The sequence below is a fragment of the Aeromonas crassostreae genome, assembly GCF_054052445.1.
In genome coordinates, this window is record NZ_JBSTYM010000004.1 from 1 (window position 1) to 18070 (window position 18070).

Genomic DNA, 18070 nt, shown 5'->3' on the forward strand with positions numbered 1-18070 from the left:
CAAAAACCCCCGTCGCGGCCCCCTCAAACCCCCCCGCCCCCCCCGGGGGGCCCCCTCTTCTGTTATGGCGCCAATGGCCGGACCGGGGCAACACCTGGCAGCCGTTCGTTCAGCGCCGATTGACAATGGCTTTGGCGGTGGCATGATGCGCTCGCATTTTGACTCTCCCCACGGTTTTATCCATGACCACATACTCCCGGCCAGTGCTGTCATTGCTCTGTGGCCTGCTGCTGTTGACCCTGGCCATCGCGGTGCTAAATACCCTGGTGCCGCTCTGGCTCGCCCATGACAAGCTGCCGACCTGGCAGGTGGGCATGATCGGCTCCGCCTATTTTTGCGGCAACCTGCTGGGGACTCTGCTGGCGGGGGCGCTGATCAGACGCGCCGGGTTCAACCGCAGCTACTACTTGGCCAGTGCCCTCTTCGCCGCTGGCTGTGTGGGCTTAGGAGTCACCCTGGGCTTCTGGAGCTGGCTTATCTGGCGCTTCATCGCCGGCATCGGCTGCGCCATGATCTGGGTGGTGGTGGAGAGTGCGCTCATGTGCAGCGGCAACGCGCGCAACCGGGGGCGCCTGCTCGCCGCCTACATGATGGTCTATTACCTGGGGACTGTGCTCGGGCAGCTGCTGGTCAGCACCTTGCCGACCGGTCTGATGGATGTGCTGCCCTGGGTCACTGGCCTGGTCGCGGTCGCCATCCTGCCGCTGCTGTTTACCCGCATTGTCAACCAGCAGGGCGAGCAGCAGGGGCCAACCCGGGTGTGGTCCATGCTGCGCCTGCGCCAGGCGCGCCTTGGGGTCAACGGCTGCATCCTCTCCGGCATCGTGCTGGGGTCGCTCTATGGTCTGATGCCGCTCTACCTGAACCACCAGGGGGTCAGTGATGCCGGTATCGGTTACTGGATGGCGGTGATGGTGAGTGCCGGCATCCTGGGGCAGTGGCCTGTCGGCCGTCTGGCGGACAGGTTCGGCCGCCTGCCGGTACTGCGGATACAGGTACTGGTGGTCATTCTGGGCGCCTTGGCGATGCTCGGCGCCGCAGGGATGGGCCCGGCGCTCTTCATCCTGGGCGCCGCCGGCTTTACCCTCTACCCGGTGGCCATGGCCTGGGCCTGCGAGCAGGTCGAGCAACATCAGCTGGTGGCGATGAATCAGGCGCTGCTGCTGAGCTACACCCTGGGCAGCCTGCTCGGCCCGGCCTATACCGCGCTCTTGATGCAGCACTACTCGGACAAGCTGCTGTTTATCATGATCGCCAGCGTCTCCTTCATCTATCTGCTGATGCTGCTGCGCCCCATGGGCAAGCATCCGACGCCGTTGGCACATGCCTGATGGCCGTGATGGTAGATGCCTGATGAAAAGGAGTGCCGTATGCCATCTCCTGACCGATCTCTGATGGTGGTTCCGAAAGGGGCTTTTTTGCGAGATGCAACCAGGCGGCCCCGGAGCCGCCTGGTTGTTATCAGGGGTCGGCGAGGGGGCAGGGGCTAGCCGTAGCGCTTGTTCGCCTCTTCGAACAGGGACAGATGCAGGGGGATCAACTGCCGCCAGTCGCGCCTGTATCCGCCTCCCGGTACGGCGGCGATGGGCAGGCCGTGGCGCATCGCACAGTCAAACACCATGGCGTCCCGCTGGCGCACCCCGGCGTCGCTCAGGGAGAGGTAACCGAGCTCATCGGCCTGGTGCACGTCGACCCCGGCCTGATAGAGGATGAGGTCGGGGCGGTAGAGGCGCAGCGCCAGATTGAGCGCCTGGGTCAGGGTCTCGAGGTAGGCGTCGTCCTCCATGCCGCTTGGCAGGGCAAAATCCAGGTGGGATGCGGGCTTGTGGTGGGGAAAATTGTGCTCGCCATGGAGGGAGAGGGTGATGATGTCCCGGCTCCCCGCGCACAGGGCGGCGCTGCCATCCCCTTGATGGACATCGAGATCGACGATGAGCACCTGTCCGCAGCGCCCCTCGTCGAGGCAGGCCCGGGCCGCGATCACCAGATCGTTGAACAGGCAGAAGCCGCTGCCAAAGTCCCTGTGGGCGTGGTGATAGCCGCCGGAGATCTGCAAACCGCAGCCCTGCTCGAGGGCGTGACGGCTGGCGGCCAGGGTGGCCCCGACCGAGCGCAGGGTGCGCTCAATGAGCAGGGGGGACCAGGGAAAGCCGAGTCTGCGGATGGCGTCTCTCTCAAGCTGGCCGCTGAGGGCTGCCGCCACATAATCGGCATCGTGGACCCGTGTTATCTGCTCCCGGCTCGCGGTGGGGGCCTCTGCCAGGGGATAGCCCCGAGCAGCCAGGATCTGGTAGAGCGCCTGGTACTTGGCCAGGGGAAAGCGGTGACGCGCTGGCAGGGTCAGGGAGGAGTAATGGGGGTGATAGAAGATGCGCAGGGCCATGGCAATGGGTCCGAACGGAGATGAAAAAGGGGAGCCTGGCTCCCCTTTTTGCATAAAGCGACTTTTGCATAAAGCGACGCGCTGCGCCCTTATTGCTGCTGGATGACCCAGATCTGGAAGGCTTTGCGAGTCTCTGTATCTGCCTTGTTGTACCAGCTCTGCAGCTGGGTCAGGGCTTCGGGGTTGCTCTGGGCCTTGCTCGGGGCAACCTGGACAGGGGCACTGGCGGCGGCCATGACGGCGGCGGTGGAGACGGCGACCGTGGTCGGCTGGTTGAAGGCCTTGCCCATGGCGATCAGCTCCTGCTGATAGTCACGGGTCAGCTGGAACCCTTCAACCTTGGGCAGGACGAACTGCTCGCTCTTGACGGGCTGACCGCTCACCTTGTCCTTGAGCACCACTTGCTGGGTCTTGATGAACTGCTTGGCTTCGGCTTCGTTGCGCGGCTTCTTGTAATCCAGGGCCAGGCGCTGGTTGTCTTCGGCGGTGAAGTTGATGACCAGGGGCTCGGCGGTCACGAACTTGGTGTCGCTGCGGCTGGAGTAGTTGCCTTCGAAGGCGACCACCAGCTGATGATCACCCGCCTCAAGCGGATATTGGTTGGATTTGTCGAGCAGCTTGGGATTAACGGATTCGCCATCGATCAACTGCACCACATAGGGTGGGGTGACTTCCAATTGGACATTGGCCAGGGCGCTTCCGGCCCACAACAGACCAGCCAGAGCCGGCACCAGAACAGTCAGTTTCATCTCTTCTCCTTGAACAGTCAGGCGATGGCCTGCTGAAAACAGGGGCCATTTTTGCAGGTTTGGCCGAGGGCGGCAATAGCCAAGGGGCGCCGATTCGAGCCCGGGCCGGGCCCCTCTATTCCTCGGTTTCTCAATAGCGGGCGGCCGCCGTCACTCGATGCGGCGGGTAAAGGGCGGCAGGGCATCGAGCAACCCCTTGCCGTAACGCTTGGTGAGCAGGCGGCGATCGAGAATGGTCACCCGGCCCAGATCCGTCTCCTTGCGGATGAGGCGACCGCAGGCCTGGATCAGCTTGCGGGACGCCTCCGGCACCGTCAGCTGGAGGAAGGGGTTGCCGCCGCGCTGCTCGACCCATTCGGCGGTCGCCTCCTCCACCGGGGAGTTGGGCACCGCGAACGGGAGCTTGGTGATCACCAGGTTGGTGAGGTAGTGGCCGGGCAAGTCCAGCCCCTCGGAGAAGCTGCCGGTGCCAAAGAGGATGCTGGCCTGGCCGCCGTCGCATTTTTGCTTGTGCAGGGTCAGCAGGGCGTTGCGCGACGCCTCCCCCTGCACCAGCAGAGAGAGCCCCTTGCCCCTCAGCCCCTGGGCGACCTCGTTCATCTGCCGGTAGGAGGAGAAGAGCACCAGGCTCGCCTCCTTGCCGGCCACCAGCCGAGGCAGCACCTCGACAAGCTCCTGGGTGAATCCGGGAGCGCTCGGTTCATGGGTCATTTTTGGCAGGTAGAGCTCCGCCTTCTGATAGTCGAAGGGGGAGCGCAGGCGCAGGTAGCGGGTGCCGTCGTGCTCCTTGAGTCCCACCTGATGGCGAAAGTAGGTGAAGGAGGAGAGGGCGGTGAGGGTGGCCGAGACCAGCACGGCGCCGATGCAGCGGGACCAGAGCCACTCCTCCAGCAGATAGCCGACCTCGATGGGGGAGGCGTGCAGCCAGGTGTCCCCATCCTCGCCTCTCACCATCCAGCGCGCCAGGGGTGTCTTGCCCTCGGGGACATGGCGACCGAGCATCTCCCACAGGGCGGTGAAGCCCTCCAGCCGTTGCAGGTGAAAGCCGGTCTCGGCCAGCAGGGGTTCGGCCTCCTTGCGGCGGATTTCGCCATCTTTCAGGGCCTCGCCGATGGCGCCCTGCATCCTGTCCAGCGCCCGCAACGCCTTCTTGCTCGCCTCTTTCAGGTTTTCGGCCAGCATGGGCAGCGGATCGGGCAGTACCCCGCCCTCGAACCTGTGCTGTCCCTCCGGGGTCAGCAAGCCCTCGTGGGCGGTGAGCCACTGCTCGAGGGCCTTGAGATCCGGCTGCAGGGAGGCGAGCGCGTCTTGCAGCTTGAGCTGGGGATCGAGCAGGCTCTCCTTGTTGAGGGCCCGGGCCAGCTTGCCGCTGCTCTGGGCCAGCTTCTCCAGCCAGCGACGGGACCCCTTGATGTTGGCGCTGGCGGCGCCGTGATCCCGGGCTATGGTGGGCAGGTGATGGGCTTCGTCGAGCACATAGAGGCACTCGTCCGGGCTCGGCAGGATGATGCCCCCCCCCATGGTGAGGTCGGAGAGCAGCAGGGCATGGTTGACCACCAGCACATCGGCCGCCTCCATGTCGTTTCTGGCGCGATGAAACGGGCAGTGCTGATGGTGGCTCAGGGCCTTGTTGCAGCTGTGGCGGTCGGCGGCGATGCGCAGCCAGCCCGGATCCGGGATGGGATCGGGCCAGTTGTCCCTGTCCCCGTCCCACTTGCCGTCGGTGTAGGCCTGCCACAGCGCCTGGTAGAGGCGCTGATCCCCGGCGCTCGGCTTGTGTTTGCTCAAGGCCTCGAAGTCGAACTCGAAGTTGCTCATGTCGGCGCCGCTGGCCGCCTGCTCCAGCAGGTGCTCGCAGCAGTAACGCTGGCGCCCCTTGACCAGCATGAAGCGAAACGGCAGCTCGCTGTGGCGATGATAGAAGGGCAAATCCTTGTGGATCAGCTGCTCTTGCAACGCCACCGTGGCGGTGGAGATGATGAGCTTCTTCTGGGTGAGCCGCGCCACCGGGATGGCGCCCTGGGCATAGGAGAGAGACTTGCCTATCCCAGTGCCCGCCTCGGCCACCAGGATGCGGCGAGACCTGTCGTACTCCCCGGTGAGGGTCTTGGCTATCTCGGCCACCAGGAAATTCTGCTCCCTGCGGGGCACAAAGCCGGGCAGGCCGTCGGCTATCTGACGATAGGTGGCGCGAATACTGGCTTTGAGACGGGTCGATAACATGGCTTTGGCGGGTCATGGCTGGGATTGGAGTGACAGGATACCCGCAACCCGGCGCCCGGGTCGAGGCAGGGATGACAGCCCCTTGTCATGCCCGCCGCCAAATATGCCAACACAGCGGTTGGGGGGTGGATGACTCCCCTCAGCTGGCATAAAAAAGCAGCGTTTTTCGCTGTAAACGTTTTCCCTTAACAGGGGGAAAGAGATGAGAGAGGGATCACATTTTTTCCCCTATGACTATGGAATCACGGGAAAGTTCCAAGTTTTTTCATTGCGGATTGCAAAACCCGGTGCTAGTCTCGGGCCCCATAGTGATGCAAAGAACATCGCTAACACAGGGAATAACAACAACTTAGTGTTTAATTACAGTAGGCATTGGAAACTATGAAAAAGACAATTCTGGCTATTGCTATCCCGGCTCTGTTTGCATCCGCAGCTAACGCTGCCGTCATCTATGACAAAGACGGTACCTCTTTTGACGTTTACGGCCGTGTTCAGGCTAACTACTACGGTGAGCACGACGATACCGATGGCGAACTGATTGGTTCCTCCCGTCTGGGTTGGTCCGGCAAAGTTGCCCTGAACGACACCTGGTCCGGTATCGCCAAGACCGAGTGGCAGGTTTCTGCCGAGAACTCCGATGGCACCAAGTTTGACACCCGTCACCTGTATGTTGGCCTGGACGGCAACCAGTACGGCAAGGTCATCTTCGGTCAGACCGACACCGCTTTCTACGACGCCCTGGAAGCGACCGATATCTTCAACGAGTGGGGTGACGTAGGTAACTTCTACGACGGTCGTCAGGAAGGCCAGATCATCTACTCCAACAGCTTCGGCGGTTTCTCCGGCAAGCTCTCCTACCAGACCAACGACGAAGAGGCTGTCAAAGTCTCCGACGTCGGTCAAAGCGTGAAAGAAGTTGCCGTATTCGGTCCGGACGTGAAGCGTAACCACGGCTTTGCCGCCGCTGCCGGTTACGACTTCGACTTCGGTCTGGGCTTCGACGCCGCCTACTCCACCTCCGAGCTGGAAAACAAGACCTCTGGTGACAAGGGTGACAAGGACGAGTGGGCCATCGGTGCCAACTATGCCATCAACGGTTTCTACTTCGCTGGTGTGTATACCCAGGCTAAAGTTGACAACGACAACACCGGTTGGGACAGCAAGGGCCGTGGCTACGAGCTGGCTGCTTCCTACAACGTAGACGCCTGGACCTTCCTGGCCGGCTACAACTTCACCGAAGCCAAAGAGAACGGTGGCAGCTACGAAGATCAAGTTGACGAAACCCTGCTGGGCGTTCAGTACAACTTCACTTCCAAGTTCAAGGCTTACACCGAGTACAAGATCCAGGGTATCGACAACACTGACGACGAGTGGACTGTTGCCCTGCAATACAACTTCTAATCAAGGCTCCCTCTCATAGGGAATCGTGACAGAGTTGATGAAACGGCCAAGCTTGCTTGGCCGTTTTGCTTTTCTTCCCCCGCATTTGGCGCCCTGCGCCGCATCACATTGCCGGCCTCATCGGCTTGGTATCGCCACCGATATTCGTTAGATTAATCAGCTTGTTGCCCCGACAGGGAAGGAGCGGGCCTTGATTGATTTTACTCATCCGGCATGGCAGGCGTTCGCGAGACAGCTGTTGGCGCAAGCGCGGGTGCGCGTGCGCGATCGCAATCTTCACCCCCTGGTCGCCCTGCTCAGGGACAATCAGCTGCTGCACTCCCTTGGCGGCCAGCAGGTCGAGCTCACCCCGGCGGGACGGCGCTACCTGCAGCGGGAGCTGACCTTGGCCAGCCTGGCCTGCGCCCCGCCGAGTCCGGAGGAGTGGATCCACGGCCAGGGCTGGCAGCTCAGGGAGAGGGTCAACCGGGATGTGCTCGCCGCCCTCTATCGCAAGGGGGACCAGCCCTTCGGCGCGGCCGAGCAGATCGATTTCGAAGACAAGGGGGTAGGGCTGTGCGCCGATGCCGCACTCAGGCTGAGGGCCAGTCGCCCCTTCAGCCTGTTCATGCAGGGGGGGCAGCTGCTCGACGCCGGCCCCTGGCTGCAGGCCCTCGGGGAGCTGAGTCTGCCGGAGCGCAGCCTGGCCGGGCTCGGCAAGCTTATCTGGCCCGGCGATGAGCCCGCCCGCCTCATCACCACGGAGCGCCTCGGGGTGTTCGCCGAGCTGGCCCTGCCCGAGGATGCCCTGCTGGCCTGGGCCCCGGGCGAGGCTCTTCATCTGCTCGCCCCCTTGCTGGCCGCCCTGCCCCCCGGGGTGAGCTGGCATCATGTGACGGATCTGGATCCCGCCGGCGCCGCCCGGGTGCAGGCCCTGGCGGCGCGTTTCGCTCGCCCCGCCAGCTGGTGGCTGCCCCGGGATCTGGCGCCCTTCATGGCAGCCTATGCCACCCCGCTGGCCGATCACCGCGGCTGGGAGCCGAGCCAGCTGCCCCAGGCACTGTGCCGCGCCTGTCATCCCCTGATCGCCGCGCAGCAGGGACTGGGGGCCGATGTGATGGCCCTGGCGCTGACATGGCAGGCGCTGGGTTAGCCCAGGGAAACGGGACGCGAAAAAGCGGTTTTCCCACAAGATGACGGGTGGTATAAAGGAAGGCGCTGCGCCGCCCAAGGGGCGCGGCGTTTACCATCCAGGACGCCCCCCAATAAAATCAATGGAACACAGGGAAAACCATGTTTGAAAAGGTTGTTGCCGCCCCAGCGGATCCGATTCTGGGCCTGACCGAAGCCTTCCGCGCCGATCCTCGTACCGACAAGATCAATCTCGGGGTCGGGATCTACAAGGATGAATCTGGTGCCACTCCTATTCTGCGCAGTGTCAAGAAGGCCGAACAGCGCCTGCTCAGCGATGAGCTGAGCAAGAACTACCTCGGCATCGAAGGCTACGCCAGCTACGGCGCCATCGTGCAGCAGTTGCTGTTTGGCAAGGGTGCCGAGCTCATCAACAGCGGCCGGGTCAAGACGGCCCAGGCGCCGGGGGGCACGGGTGCCCTGCGCATCGCCGCCGAGTTCGTGGCGCGCAACAACCTCAGCAAGACAGTCTGGATCTCGGATCCGACCTGGGCCAACCACGTCAGCGTCTTCCAGGCCGCCGGCCTCGAGGTGAAGTGGTACAAGTACTATGATCCGGCCAGCAAGGGGCTGGATTTTGCCGCCATGCAGGCGTCCCTCTCTGAGGCGAAGGCCGGCGATCTGGTGCTGCTGCATGGCTGCTGCCACAACCCGACCGGCATCGATCCCACCCGGGAGCAGTGGCTGGCCCTGGCCGAACAGAGTGTGGCCGCCGGCTGGCTGCCGCTGTTCGACTTCGCCTATCAGGGCTTCGCCCGTGGCATCGAGGAAGATGCCGAGGGGCTGCGCATCTTCGCCGCCTGCCATGACGAGTTGCTGGTGGCCAGCTCCTTCTCCAAGAACTTCGGCCTCTACAACGAGCGGGTCGGCGCCTTCACCCTGGTGTGTGCCAGCAAGGCGATTGCCGACGTGGCCTTCACCCAGGTCAAGACGGTGATCCGCGCCAACTACTCCAACCCCCCTTCCCATGGCGCCGCCGTGGTGACCACCATAGTGCAGGATCCTGTGCTGTACGCCGAGTGGGTGGCCGAGGTGGCCGAGATGCGGGTGCGCATCCGCGAGATGCGAGAGCTGCTGGTGGAGAAGCTGGCGGCCCTGGGCGTGGCCCAGGACTTTGGCTTCATTCGCGAGCAGAACGGCATGTTCTCCTTCTCCGGGCTGGACAAGGCCCAGGTGGAGCGCCTCAAGCAGGAGTTCGGCATCTATATCGTGGGGTCTGGCCGCATCAGCGTGGCGGGGATCACCCATGCCAACATCGATCCCCTGTGCGAGGCCATCGCCAAGGTGCTCTGAGCCCGGCAGCCCGGCGCGGCCTGTCGCGCCGGACGCTGACATAAAAGAGGGGCTCGCCATGGCGGGCCCCTCTTTCTTTATATTGTCTGGCGTACTAGCGGCGGCGCCTGCTGCCGCCGAGCAGGGAGCCGAGCACCCCGCGCACCAGCTGACGGCCCACCTCGCTGCCCAGGGTGCGGGCCACGCTCTTGGCCGCCGTCTGCACCACGCCATCATGCTGGCCGCCCCTGGGGCCGGTGCGACCGAACAGTATCTCGCCGAGGGAGCCAAGCAGGCCTCCCTCATCCTCCACCTGTGTGCTCCCTCTGGCGCCCTTGCCTGAGGCGGGTGCCGCCTCCTGGTCCGCGTCTGGTGCTCCTTGCAGCCGCTCGAAGGCAGACTCCCTGTCCTGGGTCTGCTCGTATTGGCCAAACAGCAGGGATCCCTGGATCAGGGCCTGGCGCTCGGCCGGCGTGAGGGGGCCTATCCGGCTGGCGGGGGGCGCCATCAGGGCCCGCTCCACCACGTTCGGGCGCCCCTTCTCATCCAGGGTGGAGACCAGGGCCTCGCCGACGCCAAGCTCTGTGATGACGCCGGCGGCGTCGAAGGCCGGGTTGGCCCTCAGGGTATCGGCGGCGATGCGCACCGCTTTCTGATCCTGGGGGGTGAAGGCGCGCAGCGCATGTTGCACCCGGTTGCCGAGCTGGCCCAGCACGCTGGCGGGAATATCGGCCGGACTCTGGGTGACGAAATAGACCCCCACCCCCTTGGAGCGGATGAGGCGCACCACCAGCTCAATCTTTTCCAGCAGTGCCTTGGGGGTGTCGTTGAACAGCAGGTGGGCCTCGTCGAAGAAGAACACCAGCTTGGGCTTATCCGGATCCCCCACCTCGGGCAGCTGCTCGAACAGTTCGGAGAGCAGCCAGAGCAGGAAGCAGGCGTAGAGTCGGCTCGACTGGGTCAGCTTGTCTGCCGCCAGTATGTTGATGTGGCCGCGCCCCTGCTCATCGGTCTGCAGCAGATCCTGGATGTCGAGCATGGGCTCGCCGAAGAAATGGTCCGCCCCGGCCCGCTCCAGGGTCAGCAGGTTGCGCAGTATGGCCCCCACCGAGGCGCTGGAGACATTGCCGTAGCGGGTGGTGAGGGTCTTGGCGTGTTCCCCGACAAACTGCACCATGGCGCGCAAGTCCTTGAGATCGAGCAGCAAGAGCCCCTCGTCGTCCGCCACCTTGAACACCAGCTCCAGCACGCCGCTCTGGGTGTCGTTGAGACCGAGCAGGCGGGAGAGCAGCAGGGGGCCCATGTCGGAGATGGTGGCGCGCACCGGGTGGCCCTGCTCGCCATAGAGATCCCAGAACACCACGGGACTGGCGCAGAAGGCGGGGGCCTCAATGCCCATCTGGCCGAGCCGCTCCTCCAGCTTGGCCGAAGAAACTCCCGGGGCGCCCAGGCCGCTCAGATCCCCCTTCACGTCGGCGAGAAAGACGGGGACCCCCAGATTGGAGAAGCCTTCCGCCATCACCTGCAGGGTGACCGTCTTGCCGGTCCCGGTCGCCCCCGTGATGAGGCCGTGGCGGTTGGCCTTGGCGGGGAGCAGCGAGAGCGGGTCGTTGCCGGCATAGGCGAGGATGATGGGATGGGCCATGGGGACTCCTTGCGACGGGTTCGAATAGCAACTGATTGATTGTATTCAGTGTGGCGTCAAGGTGGCCCGCTGACAAGGGCGTGGGGAAAGGGGGAATCGATCAGTGAGTGCGGGGCCAGCGGCGCACGATCAGGGCGCAGATGAGGGCCCCCAGCAAGGCGCTGAGCAGGCCGAGCAGCAGGCTGCCGAGCAGGAAGGGAGGCAGCAGGCTCTGCGCCTCCTGCTCGAACCAGGCCAGGGACCATTCTGGGTGAAAGGGGAGGGGGGGCTGGTGCAGGAGGGCGCAACCGGTGCGGTAGGCCCACAGATACATCAGGGGCAGGGTGAGGGGGTTGTTGAACCAGACCGCCAGCAGGGCCAGGGGCAGGTTGAAGCCAAACAGCAGCGCCAGGCCGACGGCGACCAGGCTGTGCATCGGCAGGGGGATCCAGGCGGCGAACAGGCCGGCGGCGCAGGCGCCGCAGAGGGCGCGAGGGCTGGATTGCCACAGCGCCGGGGCGAGCAGGCGATCGCCAAACAGGGCGAACCATTTCTGCTGGCGCAGCTGCTCCGGGGTCAGCCGCAGCCGGTTGCGCCAAGACGGGATCATGACTTGTCTGCACCCCGATTGCGCCATTGGCGCACTATGCTCAGGCGCCACAGGCCGCGCACCACCACATAGCCGGTGAGGGAGCTGATGATGGCCAGCACCAGGGAACCCAGCAGCAGGGGCGGGGCTATGGTCTCGAACACCGAGACCAGCCAGGTCCAGGTAAACTCTATCTCCACCTGCTGATGGGGGCGGCCGAGCAGATGGCAGCCCACCACATAGGCGCCGTAAAACAGGGGCGGCATGGTGATGGGATTGGTGAGCCAGACCAGGGCAACGGACAGCGGCAGATTGACCCGGCAGAAGATGGCGCCACCGGCGGCCAGCAGCATCTGGAAGGGGACGGGGATCCAGGCCATGAAGAGGCCGACGGCGAAGGCCCCGGCGGCGGATCGGCGATTCAGATGCCAGAGGTTGCCATCGAGCAACAGGTCGCCAAACAGGCGTAAGTGCTTGTGTTCCTTGAGCGTTTTATGATCCGGCATCCAGCGTTTAATGAGATGTTTGGGCATAATGAAACCTTGCTAAATACTTGCTCCATGGATCTGCGTCTCTTGTCGTTTGCCCTGGGGGCAAGCTCTTGTCTGCTCTGGCCATGGTTGCCTTCATTCCAATGGGGGGGATTATGGCTGTCCTTGCTGATCCCCTTCTGTTATATGCGTGCCTGGCGGCTGCTGTTTCTGGTGCTGGGCATCCTCTGGATGCAGCTCAACATGCAGGCTCGGCTCTCCTGGCTGGACGCCCTGGGTGAGCAGGCGAGCCACATCATAACCGCACAGTTGCAAAGTGCAGAGCCTCAAGACGATAAATTTACGCGGCTGCGGCTCAAGATCATCACCCTGAACGGCGCCAGCCTGCCCCTCTCCCCTCTGGTGCGCATCAATGTTTACCAGACGTTGCCCCCGTTGACGGCGGGTTCGACCCTGACCCTGGTGACCTCCCTCAAACCGGCCCACGGTCTGGCGAACGAGGCGGGCATGGATGGCAGGCGCCAGCTGCTGGGCAAGGGGATCAGCGCCACTGGCAACCTGAGGCGGATCATCGAGGTGGCGCCCGCGCCCCCGGGGTTGCGGGCGCGCTGGCTGGCACGGGCCGGCGAGGCCTGGCAGGGGCTGGCCCAGGCGCCGCTGCTGGCGGCCCTCACCTTCGGCGAGCAGGGGGGGATCACGGATCGCCAGTGGGATCTGTTTCGCGGCGCCGGGCTGAGCCACATCATCGCCATCTCGGGGCAGCACATCGCCCTGGTGGCCGTGCTCGGCTGGTGGCTGGGGCGGCTGGCCGGGCAGCGCGGGGCCCTGCTGGTCTCCCTGCTGTTTGCCGCCACCTACAGCTGGCTGGCGGGGTTCGCGGTGGCGACCGAGCGGGCCCTGATCATGGTGCTGATCTGGAGCCTGCTGCGGCTCTGGCGCCGGGATTGGCCCCCCTATCGCGTCTGGCTGCTGGCCTTTGTTGCCATCGTGCTCTGGGATCCCTTTGCGCTGTTTGCCGCCGGTTTCTGGCTCTCCTTCCTGGCGGTGGCGCTGCTGATGGGGGCCGGCTATCTGTACGGGCGGCCCAGCCTGCTGCGGCTGCAGGGGATCTTGCTGCTCGGCCTGCTGCCGTTGCAACTGGCCCTGTTCGAGGGGATGGCGCCCCTGGCCCTGCTCATCAACCTGCTGGCCCTGCCGCTCTTTTGCCTCTTCATCATCCCCCTGGCCCTGCTCGGTGTGCTGGCCAGTCTCTTCTCCCTTGCCCTGGGGCACGGCCTGCTCTGGCTGGCCGATGGCGCCCTCGGCCAGCTGCTCGGCGCCCTTGCCTGGCTCGACAGCCAGTGGTCGCTCTGGTGGCCGCTGCCGGGCTGGGCCCTGCCCGCCAGCGTCCTGTTGCTGCTGATCTGGCTCGCCTGGCGTCTGCCCGCCGGGCGCTGGCTGGGACTGCCCCTGCTCGCGGTGGCGCTGCTGGCCTGCTGGCCGACGCCTCCCCGCTGGCAGGTGCGGGTGCTGGATGTGGGGCAGGGGTTGGCGGTGCTGGTGACCCGGGGGGAGAGGGCCCTCCTCTATGACACCGGGGATCGTTATCCCGGCGGCTACAACATGGCCGATGCGGTCATCCTGCCCCTGCTGCGCCGCCTCGCCATCGCCGAGCTGGACATGTTGATCCTGAGCCACAGGGACAGGGACCATGCGGGCAACCGTGAGGCCCTGCTGGCGGCGCTGCCCACGGCCCGGGAGCTCTCCTCCTACCCCTTTTCGCCCAGTACCCAGTTGTGCCGGCGCGGCCAGAGGTGGCAATGGCAGGGCTTGTCCCTGCGCATGCTCTGGCCAGAGGGCAGCGGCGGCGGGCGCAACAACGACGGCTGCGTGCTCCACATCAGCGATGGCCGGGTGAGCGTGCTGCTGGCGGCCGACATCGAGAAGGAGGCCGAGGCGCGGCTGCTGGCGCTGGAGGGGGAGGGGCTGCAGAGCACCTTGCTGATCAGCCCGCATCACGGCAGCAAGACCTCTTCGACGCCGGGTTTTGTCGCCGCGGTGGCGCCAAGGGGGGTGGTGCACAGTGCCGGCTTCATGAACCGGTGGGGATTTCCCCGCCCCGAGGTGGTGGCCCGCTATGGCCAGGCGCCCTCGGCGCCCAGCCAGTGGCAGACCGGGGTGTCGGGGGCCATCCGGTTCGATGTGGGGTCAAATGGGTTTGTTGTTCGGGCCGAGCGGGAGGCCGGCCCCTGGTATAGACGCGCCGGCGCTTGGTGGAAACCGCGGCTTTGGCTAGAATAGCCCGTCATTTCCCATTTATAACGGCGATTCATGCAACAAGATACCTCTCAAGAGAGCTGGCCCGTGTTCAAGCGGTTGCTCGGCTATGTCCGCGATCGCAAGCTGGGTCTGGTCGGCGGCATCATCGGCATGCTGGGTTACGCGGCGGTCGATACCACCTTCGTCTATTCCATCAAGCCCCTCATCGATCAGGGCATCAATGGCAACGACAAGACGGTGCTCACCTGGATGCCCTTCTTCGTGCTGGGCATCGTCGCCCTGCGCGGCGTCGCCACCTTCCTCTCCAACTTCTGCATGGCCTGGGTCGGCAACCATGTGGTGCTCAAGCTGCAACAGGAGGTGTTCAACCACCTGATGGCCATGCCCATGAGCTTCTTCGACCGGCAAAATACCGGCGCCCTGCTCTCCAAGGTGACCTATGACGCGAGCCAGGTCTCCTCTGCCGCCAGCTCCACCCTGGTCTCCATCGTGCGGGAAGGGGCGACCGTCATCGGCCTGCTCGGCCTGATGTTCTGGCACTCCTGGCAGCTCTCCATCATCTTCCTGGTGGTGGGGCCCGTGGTGGGGATACTGATCAGCTTCATCAGCCGCCGTTTCCGCACCATCAGCCGCCAGATCCAGAAGGCGATGGGCAACATCACCACCTCCACCGAGCAGATGCTCAAGGGGCACAAGGAGGTGTTGATGTTCGGTGGCCAGGAGGTGGAGTCCAAGCGCTTCTTCCGGGTCAGCAACCACATGCGCCAGCAGAACATGAAGATGGTGGCGGCCAATGCCATCGGCACCCCTGTGGTGCAGACCGTGGCCTCCATCGCCCTGGCGGTGTTCCTCTATGTGGCGACCATCGACGGGGTGCGCGAGACCCTGACCGCGGGTACCTTCACCGTCATGATCACCTCCATGATGATGCTGCTCAAGCCGCTGAAAAGCCTGACCGACATCAACAACCAGTTCCAGAAGGGGATCACCGCCTGCCAGAGCCTGTTCGGCCTGCTCGACAGCGCCCCCGAACAGGACACGGGCACCCGCACCCTGGACAGGGCCCGGGGCGAGATCGAGTTTCGCAACGTCACCTTCACCTATCCGACCAAGCAGACCCCGGCGCTGCACAACGTCAGCTTCAAGGTCGAGGCGGGCAAATCCGTGGCCCTGGTGGGGCGCTCCGGCTCCGGCAAGAGCACCATCGCCAGCCTGTTGACCCGCTTCTACGACATCGACGAGGGGGAGATACTGCTCGACGGGGTCAATATCCGGGAGTACCGCCTGAGCGAGCTGCGCAAGCAGTTCGCCCTGGTCTCCCAGCAGGTGCATCTGTTCAACGACACGGTCGCCAGCAACATCGCCTACGCCGCCGAGGATCGCTACGACCGCGAGCAGATCCGCCATGCCGCCATCGTGGCCCATGCCGATGAGTTCGTCAGCAAGATGAGTGACGGCTACGACACCCTGGTGGGGGAGAATGGTGCCTCCCTGTCCGGCGGCCAGCGCCAGCGGATCGCCATCGCCCGCGCCATGCTGCGCGATGCCCCCGTGCTGCTGCTGGACGAGGCCACCTCGGCCCTGGATACCGAATCCGAGCGCCACATCCAGGCGGCCATCGACGAGCTGTGCAAGGCCCGTACCTCCCTGGTGATCGCCCACCGCCTCTCCACCATCGAGAAGGCGGACGAGATCCTGGTGATCGATGAGGGACGCATCGTCGAGCGCGGCGACCATGGCACCCTGATGGCCCAGGGGGGCACCTATGCCCAGCTGAGGGCCATCCAGTTTGGCCACCCGGATCATGCCCCCGTGAGCGACCCGGTTTGATGCTGGAGCGTCTCTGGTACGGTCAGAGTGGCTGGCGCTGGTGGCTGGCCCCCTTCGCCCTGCTGTTTGGTCTCATCAGCGGCCTGCGCCGCCTCGCCTATCGCCGGGGCTGGCTGCAGGCCTATCGCGCCAGCCTGCCGGTGGCCGTGGTGGGCAACCTCTCGGTGGGGGGCAATGGCAAGACCCCGGTCGTGGTCTGGCTGGTGGAACAGCTGCAGGCCAGGGGCTGGCGTCCCGGGGTGGTGAGCCGCGGCTATGGCGGCAAGGCGCCCCGCTATCCCTACCGCCTCGATGAGGCCAGCACCACGGCAGAGGCCGGCGATGAGCCCGTGCTCATCTTCAACCGCTGCCGCTGTCCCGTGGTGGTGGCGCCGGTGCGAAGCGAGGCGGTGCGCCTGCTGGAAGCCAGTGGCGAGGTCGACATCATCATCACCGACGACGGCCTGCAGCACTATGCCCTGGCGCGGGATATCGAGCTGGTGGTGGTGGATGGCGTGCGCCGCTTCGGCAACCGCTGCCTGCTGCCCATGGGGCCGCTGCGCGAGCCCCTCTCCCGGCTCGCCGGGGTCGATGCCGTGCTCTGCAACGGCGGCGAGCCCGGCCCCGGGGAATATGCCATGACGCTGGTGGCGGCCGCGCCGCGCCGGGTGCTGGACGATGCCATCGCCGAGGCTCCCCTCGGGCCCGAGGTGGACGCCCTCGCCGGCATAGGCCATCCCCCTCGCTTCTTTGCGACCCTGGGCAAACTGGGCTACCGGCTGCGCCAGGCCCAGGGTTATGCGGATCATCACCCCTTCGATCGCGACGAGCTGATCGCCCGCTTCGCCGATCGTCCCCTGTTAATGACCGAGAAAGATGCCGTCAAGTGCCGCGCCTTCGCGCAGCCCGATTGGTGGTATCTGCCGGTCAGTGCCGAGCTGCCCCAGGCACTGCTCGACACCCTGTTGCAATCCCTGAAGGAGTCTCGTTTTGGCACTGGACATTAAGCTGATCGACATCATTGCCTGCCCCGTCTGCAAGGGCAAACTGCAATACCACAAGGAAGCGGGCGAACTCATCTGCCGCTTCGACAAGCTGGCCTATCCGCTGGAGGAGGGGATACCGGTACTGCTTGAGAACCGGGCCCGCGCCTTGACCAGCGACGAGCTGCCCTCATGAGCTTCGTGGTGGTCATTCCGGCCCGTTACGCCTCGACCCGCTTGCCGGGCAAGCCCCTTGCCGATATCGCGGGTCGGCCCATGGTGCAGCACGTGGTGGAGAAGGCCCTGCAATCGGGGGCGGATCGGGTCATCGTCGCCACCGACGACGAGCGGGTGCGCGCGGCCCTGGCGCCGTTTGCGGCGACGAGCGGGGCCGAGGTGTGCATGACCTCCCCCGATCACCAGTCCGGCACCGAGCGCCTGGCCGAGGTGTGCCGTCACTACGGCTTCGCCAGCGACACCATCATAGTGAACGTGCAGGGGGATGAGCCCCTCATTCCCCCCGCCATCATCCGCCAGGTGGCGGACAACCTGGCGGCGGCCAGCGCCCCCATGGCCACCCTGTCGGTGCCCATCCTGGATGCGGAGGAGACGTTCAACCCCAATGCGGTCAAGGTGGTGACCGACAAGGATGGCTATGCCCTCTACTTCAGCCGCGCCCCCATCCCCTGGGAGCGGGACAGCTTCGCCGTCTCCCGCGAGCAGATAGGCCCCTGGTTCCAGCGTCACATCGGCATCTATGCCTATCGCGCCGGCTTCATCGAGCGCTATGTGACCTGGGCGCCGAGCCAGCTCGAGCAGGTGGAGTGTCTCGAGCAGTTGCGGGTGCTCTGGTACGGGGAAAAGATCCACGTCGCCCAGGCCCTGGCGGCGCCCCCGGTCGGGGTGGATACCCAGGCCGATCTCGACAAGGTGCGGGCCCTGCTGGTGCGCCCCTGATGGAGAGGGATCCGGTCAAAACGGCGTCTCTGGGCGCCGTTTTTTATTTAAATTATATATAATTTGTTGATTAATAAGCGTATTTATAAGCTGTTTCAAACTTTTACCCGCCATGATTTGCCAAATCATCGAGTTTGGTTATGATGCAAGACGCCGTGTT

Annotated in this window: 15 protein-coding genes; 9 read left to right on the forward strand and 6 right to left on the reverse strand. The window is 64.7% G+C overall.

Annotated elements, in window-relative coordinates; all coding sequences use genetic code 11:
* Positions 1-182: 182 nt before the first annotated feature.
* Positions 183-1331, forward strand: a complete 1149-nt coding sequence (locus ACW5W4_RS04170) for an MFS transporter (RefSeq protein ID WP_456688528.1) — start codon at positions 183-185, stop codon at positions 1329-1331.
* Between the two features lie 155 nt (positions 1332-1486).
* Here ACW5W4_RS04170 and ACW5W4_RS04175 read toward each other — a convergent pair whose 3' ends face one another.
* From ACW5W4_RS04175 to dinG, 3 genes are all read right to left on the reverse strand, one after another.
* Complete coding sequence (locus ACW5W4_RS04175; protein ID WP_456688529.1) at positions 1487-2383, reverse strand: histone deacetylase family protein; 897 nt, start codon at positions 2381-2383, stop codon at positions 1487-1489.
* An 89-nt stretch (positions 2384-2472) separates the two neighbouring features.
* Entirely contained in the window at positions 2473-3132 is a 660-nt protein-coding gene (locus ACW5W4_RS04180; RefSeq protein WP_456688530.1) for a YccT family protein, read from the reverse strand.
* 150 nt (positions 3133-3282) lie between these two features.
* The gene (gene dinG / locus ACW5W4_RS04185; protein ID WP_456688531.1) at positions 3283-5355 is read right to left on the reverse strand and encodes an ATP-dependent DNA helicase DinG; all 2073 of its coding nucleotides are present in this window, start codon (positions 5353-5355) and stop codon (positions 3283-3285) included.
* A 381-nt stretch (positions 5356-5736) separates the two neighbouring features.
* On the opposite strand from dinG, the gene ACW5W4_RS04190 reads away from it, so the two are divergent.
* From ACW5W4_RS04190 to ACW5W4_RS04200, 3 genes are all read left to right on the forward strand, one after another.
* Positions 5737-6756: a porin gene (locus ACW5W4_RS04190; RefSeq protein ID WP_456688532.1), complete on the forward strand. Its 1020-nt coding sequence runs from the start codon at positions 5737-5739 to the stop codon at positions 6754-6756.
* A 190-nt stretch (positions 6757-6946) separates the two neighbouring features.
* A complete protein-coding gene (locus ACW5W4_RS04195; RefSeq protein WP_456688533.1) occupies positions 6947-7888 on the forward strand; it encodes a hypothetical protein in 942 nt (313 codons plus the stop codon).
* Positions 7889-8028: 140 nt separating this feature from the next.
* A complete protein-coding gene (locus tag ACW5W4_RS04200; RefSeq protein WP_456688534.1) occupies positions 8029-9219 on the forward strand; it encodes an amino acid aminotransferase in 1191 nt (396 codons plus the stop codon).
* A 94-nt stretch (positions 9220-9313) separates the two neighbouring features.
* Here ACW5W4_RS04200 and ACW5W4_RS04205 read toward each other — a convergent pair whose 3' ends face one another.
* The 3 genes from ACW5W4_RS04205 to ACW5W4_RS04215 all read right to left on the reverse strand — a co-directional run bounded on the left by ACW5W4_RS04205 (position 9314) and on the right by ACW5W4_RS04215 (position 11944).
* On the reverse strand, positions 9314-10843 hold the full coding sequence (locus ACW5W4_RS04205; protein WP_456688535.1) for a helicase HerA-like domain-containing protein: 1530 nt from the start codon (positions 10841-10843) through the stop codon (positions 9314-9316).
* A gap of 100 nt (positions 10844-10943) precedes the next feature.
* Positions 10944-11432 carry a DUF2062 domain-containing protein gene (locus ACW5W4_RS04210; RefSeq protein ID WP_456688536.1) on the reverse strand — a complete coding sequence of 163 codons (489 nt, stop codon included), beginning with the start codon at positions 11430-11432 and terminating at the stop codon, positions 10944-10946.
* A complete protein-coding gene (locus tag ACW5W4_RS04215; protein WP_456688537.1) occupies positions 11429-11944 on the reverse strand; it encodes a DUF2062 domain-containing protein in 516 nt (171 codons plus the stop codon). The genes ACW5W4_RS04210 and ACW5W4_RS04215 overlap by 4 nt, the downstream gene beginning before the upstream one ends.
* 27 nt (positions 11945-11971) lie before the next feature.
* Here ACW5W4_RS04215 and ACW5W4_RS04220 point away from each other — a divergent pair, with 27 nt between their 5' ends.
* From ACW5W4_RS04220 to kdsB, 5 genes are read left to right on the forward strand one after another with little or no spacing between them, the layout of a single operon-like run.
* The gene (locus tag ACW5W4_RS04220) at positions 11972-14182 is read left to right on the forward strand and encodes a DNA internalization-related competence protein ComEC/Rec2 (RefSeq protein WP_456688646.1); all 2211 of its coding nucleotides are present in this window, start codon (positions 11972-11974) and stop codon (positions 14180-14182) included.
* 30 nt (positions 14183-14212) lie between these two features.
* Positions 14213-15991: a lipid A ABC transporter ATP-binding protein/permease MsbA gene (gene msbA / locus ACW5W4_RS04225; RefSeq protein WP_456688538.1), complete on the forward strand. Its 1779-nt coding sequence runs from the start codon at positions 14213-14215 to the stop codon at positions 15989-15991.
* Positions 15991-16977 (forward strand): tetraacyldisaccharide 4'-kinase, encoded by a 987-nt coding sequence (gene lpxK, locus ACW5W4_RS04230; protein WP_408794830.1) that lies wholly within the window; start codon positions 15991-15993, stop codon positions 16975-16977. The genes msbA and lpxK overlap by 1 nt, the downstream gene beginning before the upstream one ends.
* Positions 16961-17149 carry a Trm112 family protein gene (locus tag ACW5W4_RS04235; protein WP_408794712.1) on the forward strand — a complete coding sequence of 63 codons (189 nt, stop codon included), beginning with the start codon at positions 16961-16963 and terminating at the stop codon, positions 17147-17149. Before lpxK ends, ACW5W4_RS04235 begins: the two co-directional genes overlap by 17 nt.
* The gene (gene kdsB, locus ACW5W4_RS04240; RefSeq protein ID WP_456688539.1) at positions 17146-17910 is read left to right on the forward strand and encodes a 3-deoxy-manno-octulosonate cytidylyltransferase; all 765 of its coding nucleotides are present in this window, start codon (positions 17146-17148) and stop codon (positions 17908-17910) included. Before ACW5W4_RS04235 ends, kdsB begins: the two co-directional genes overlap by 4 nt.
* Positions 17911-18070 lie beyond the last annotated feature (160 nt).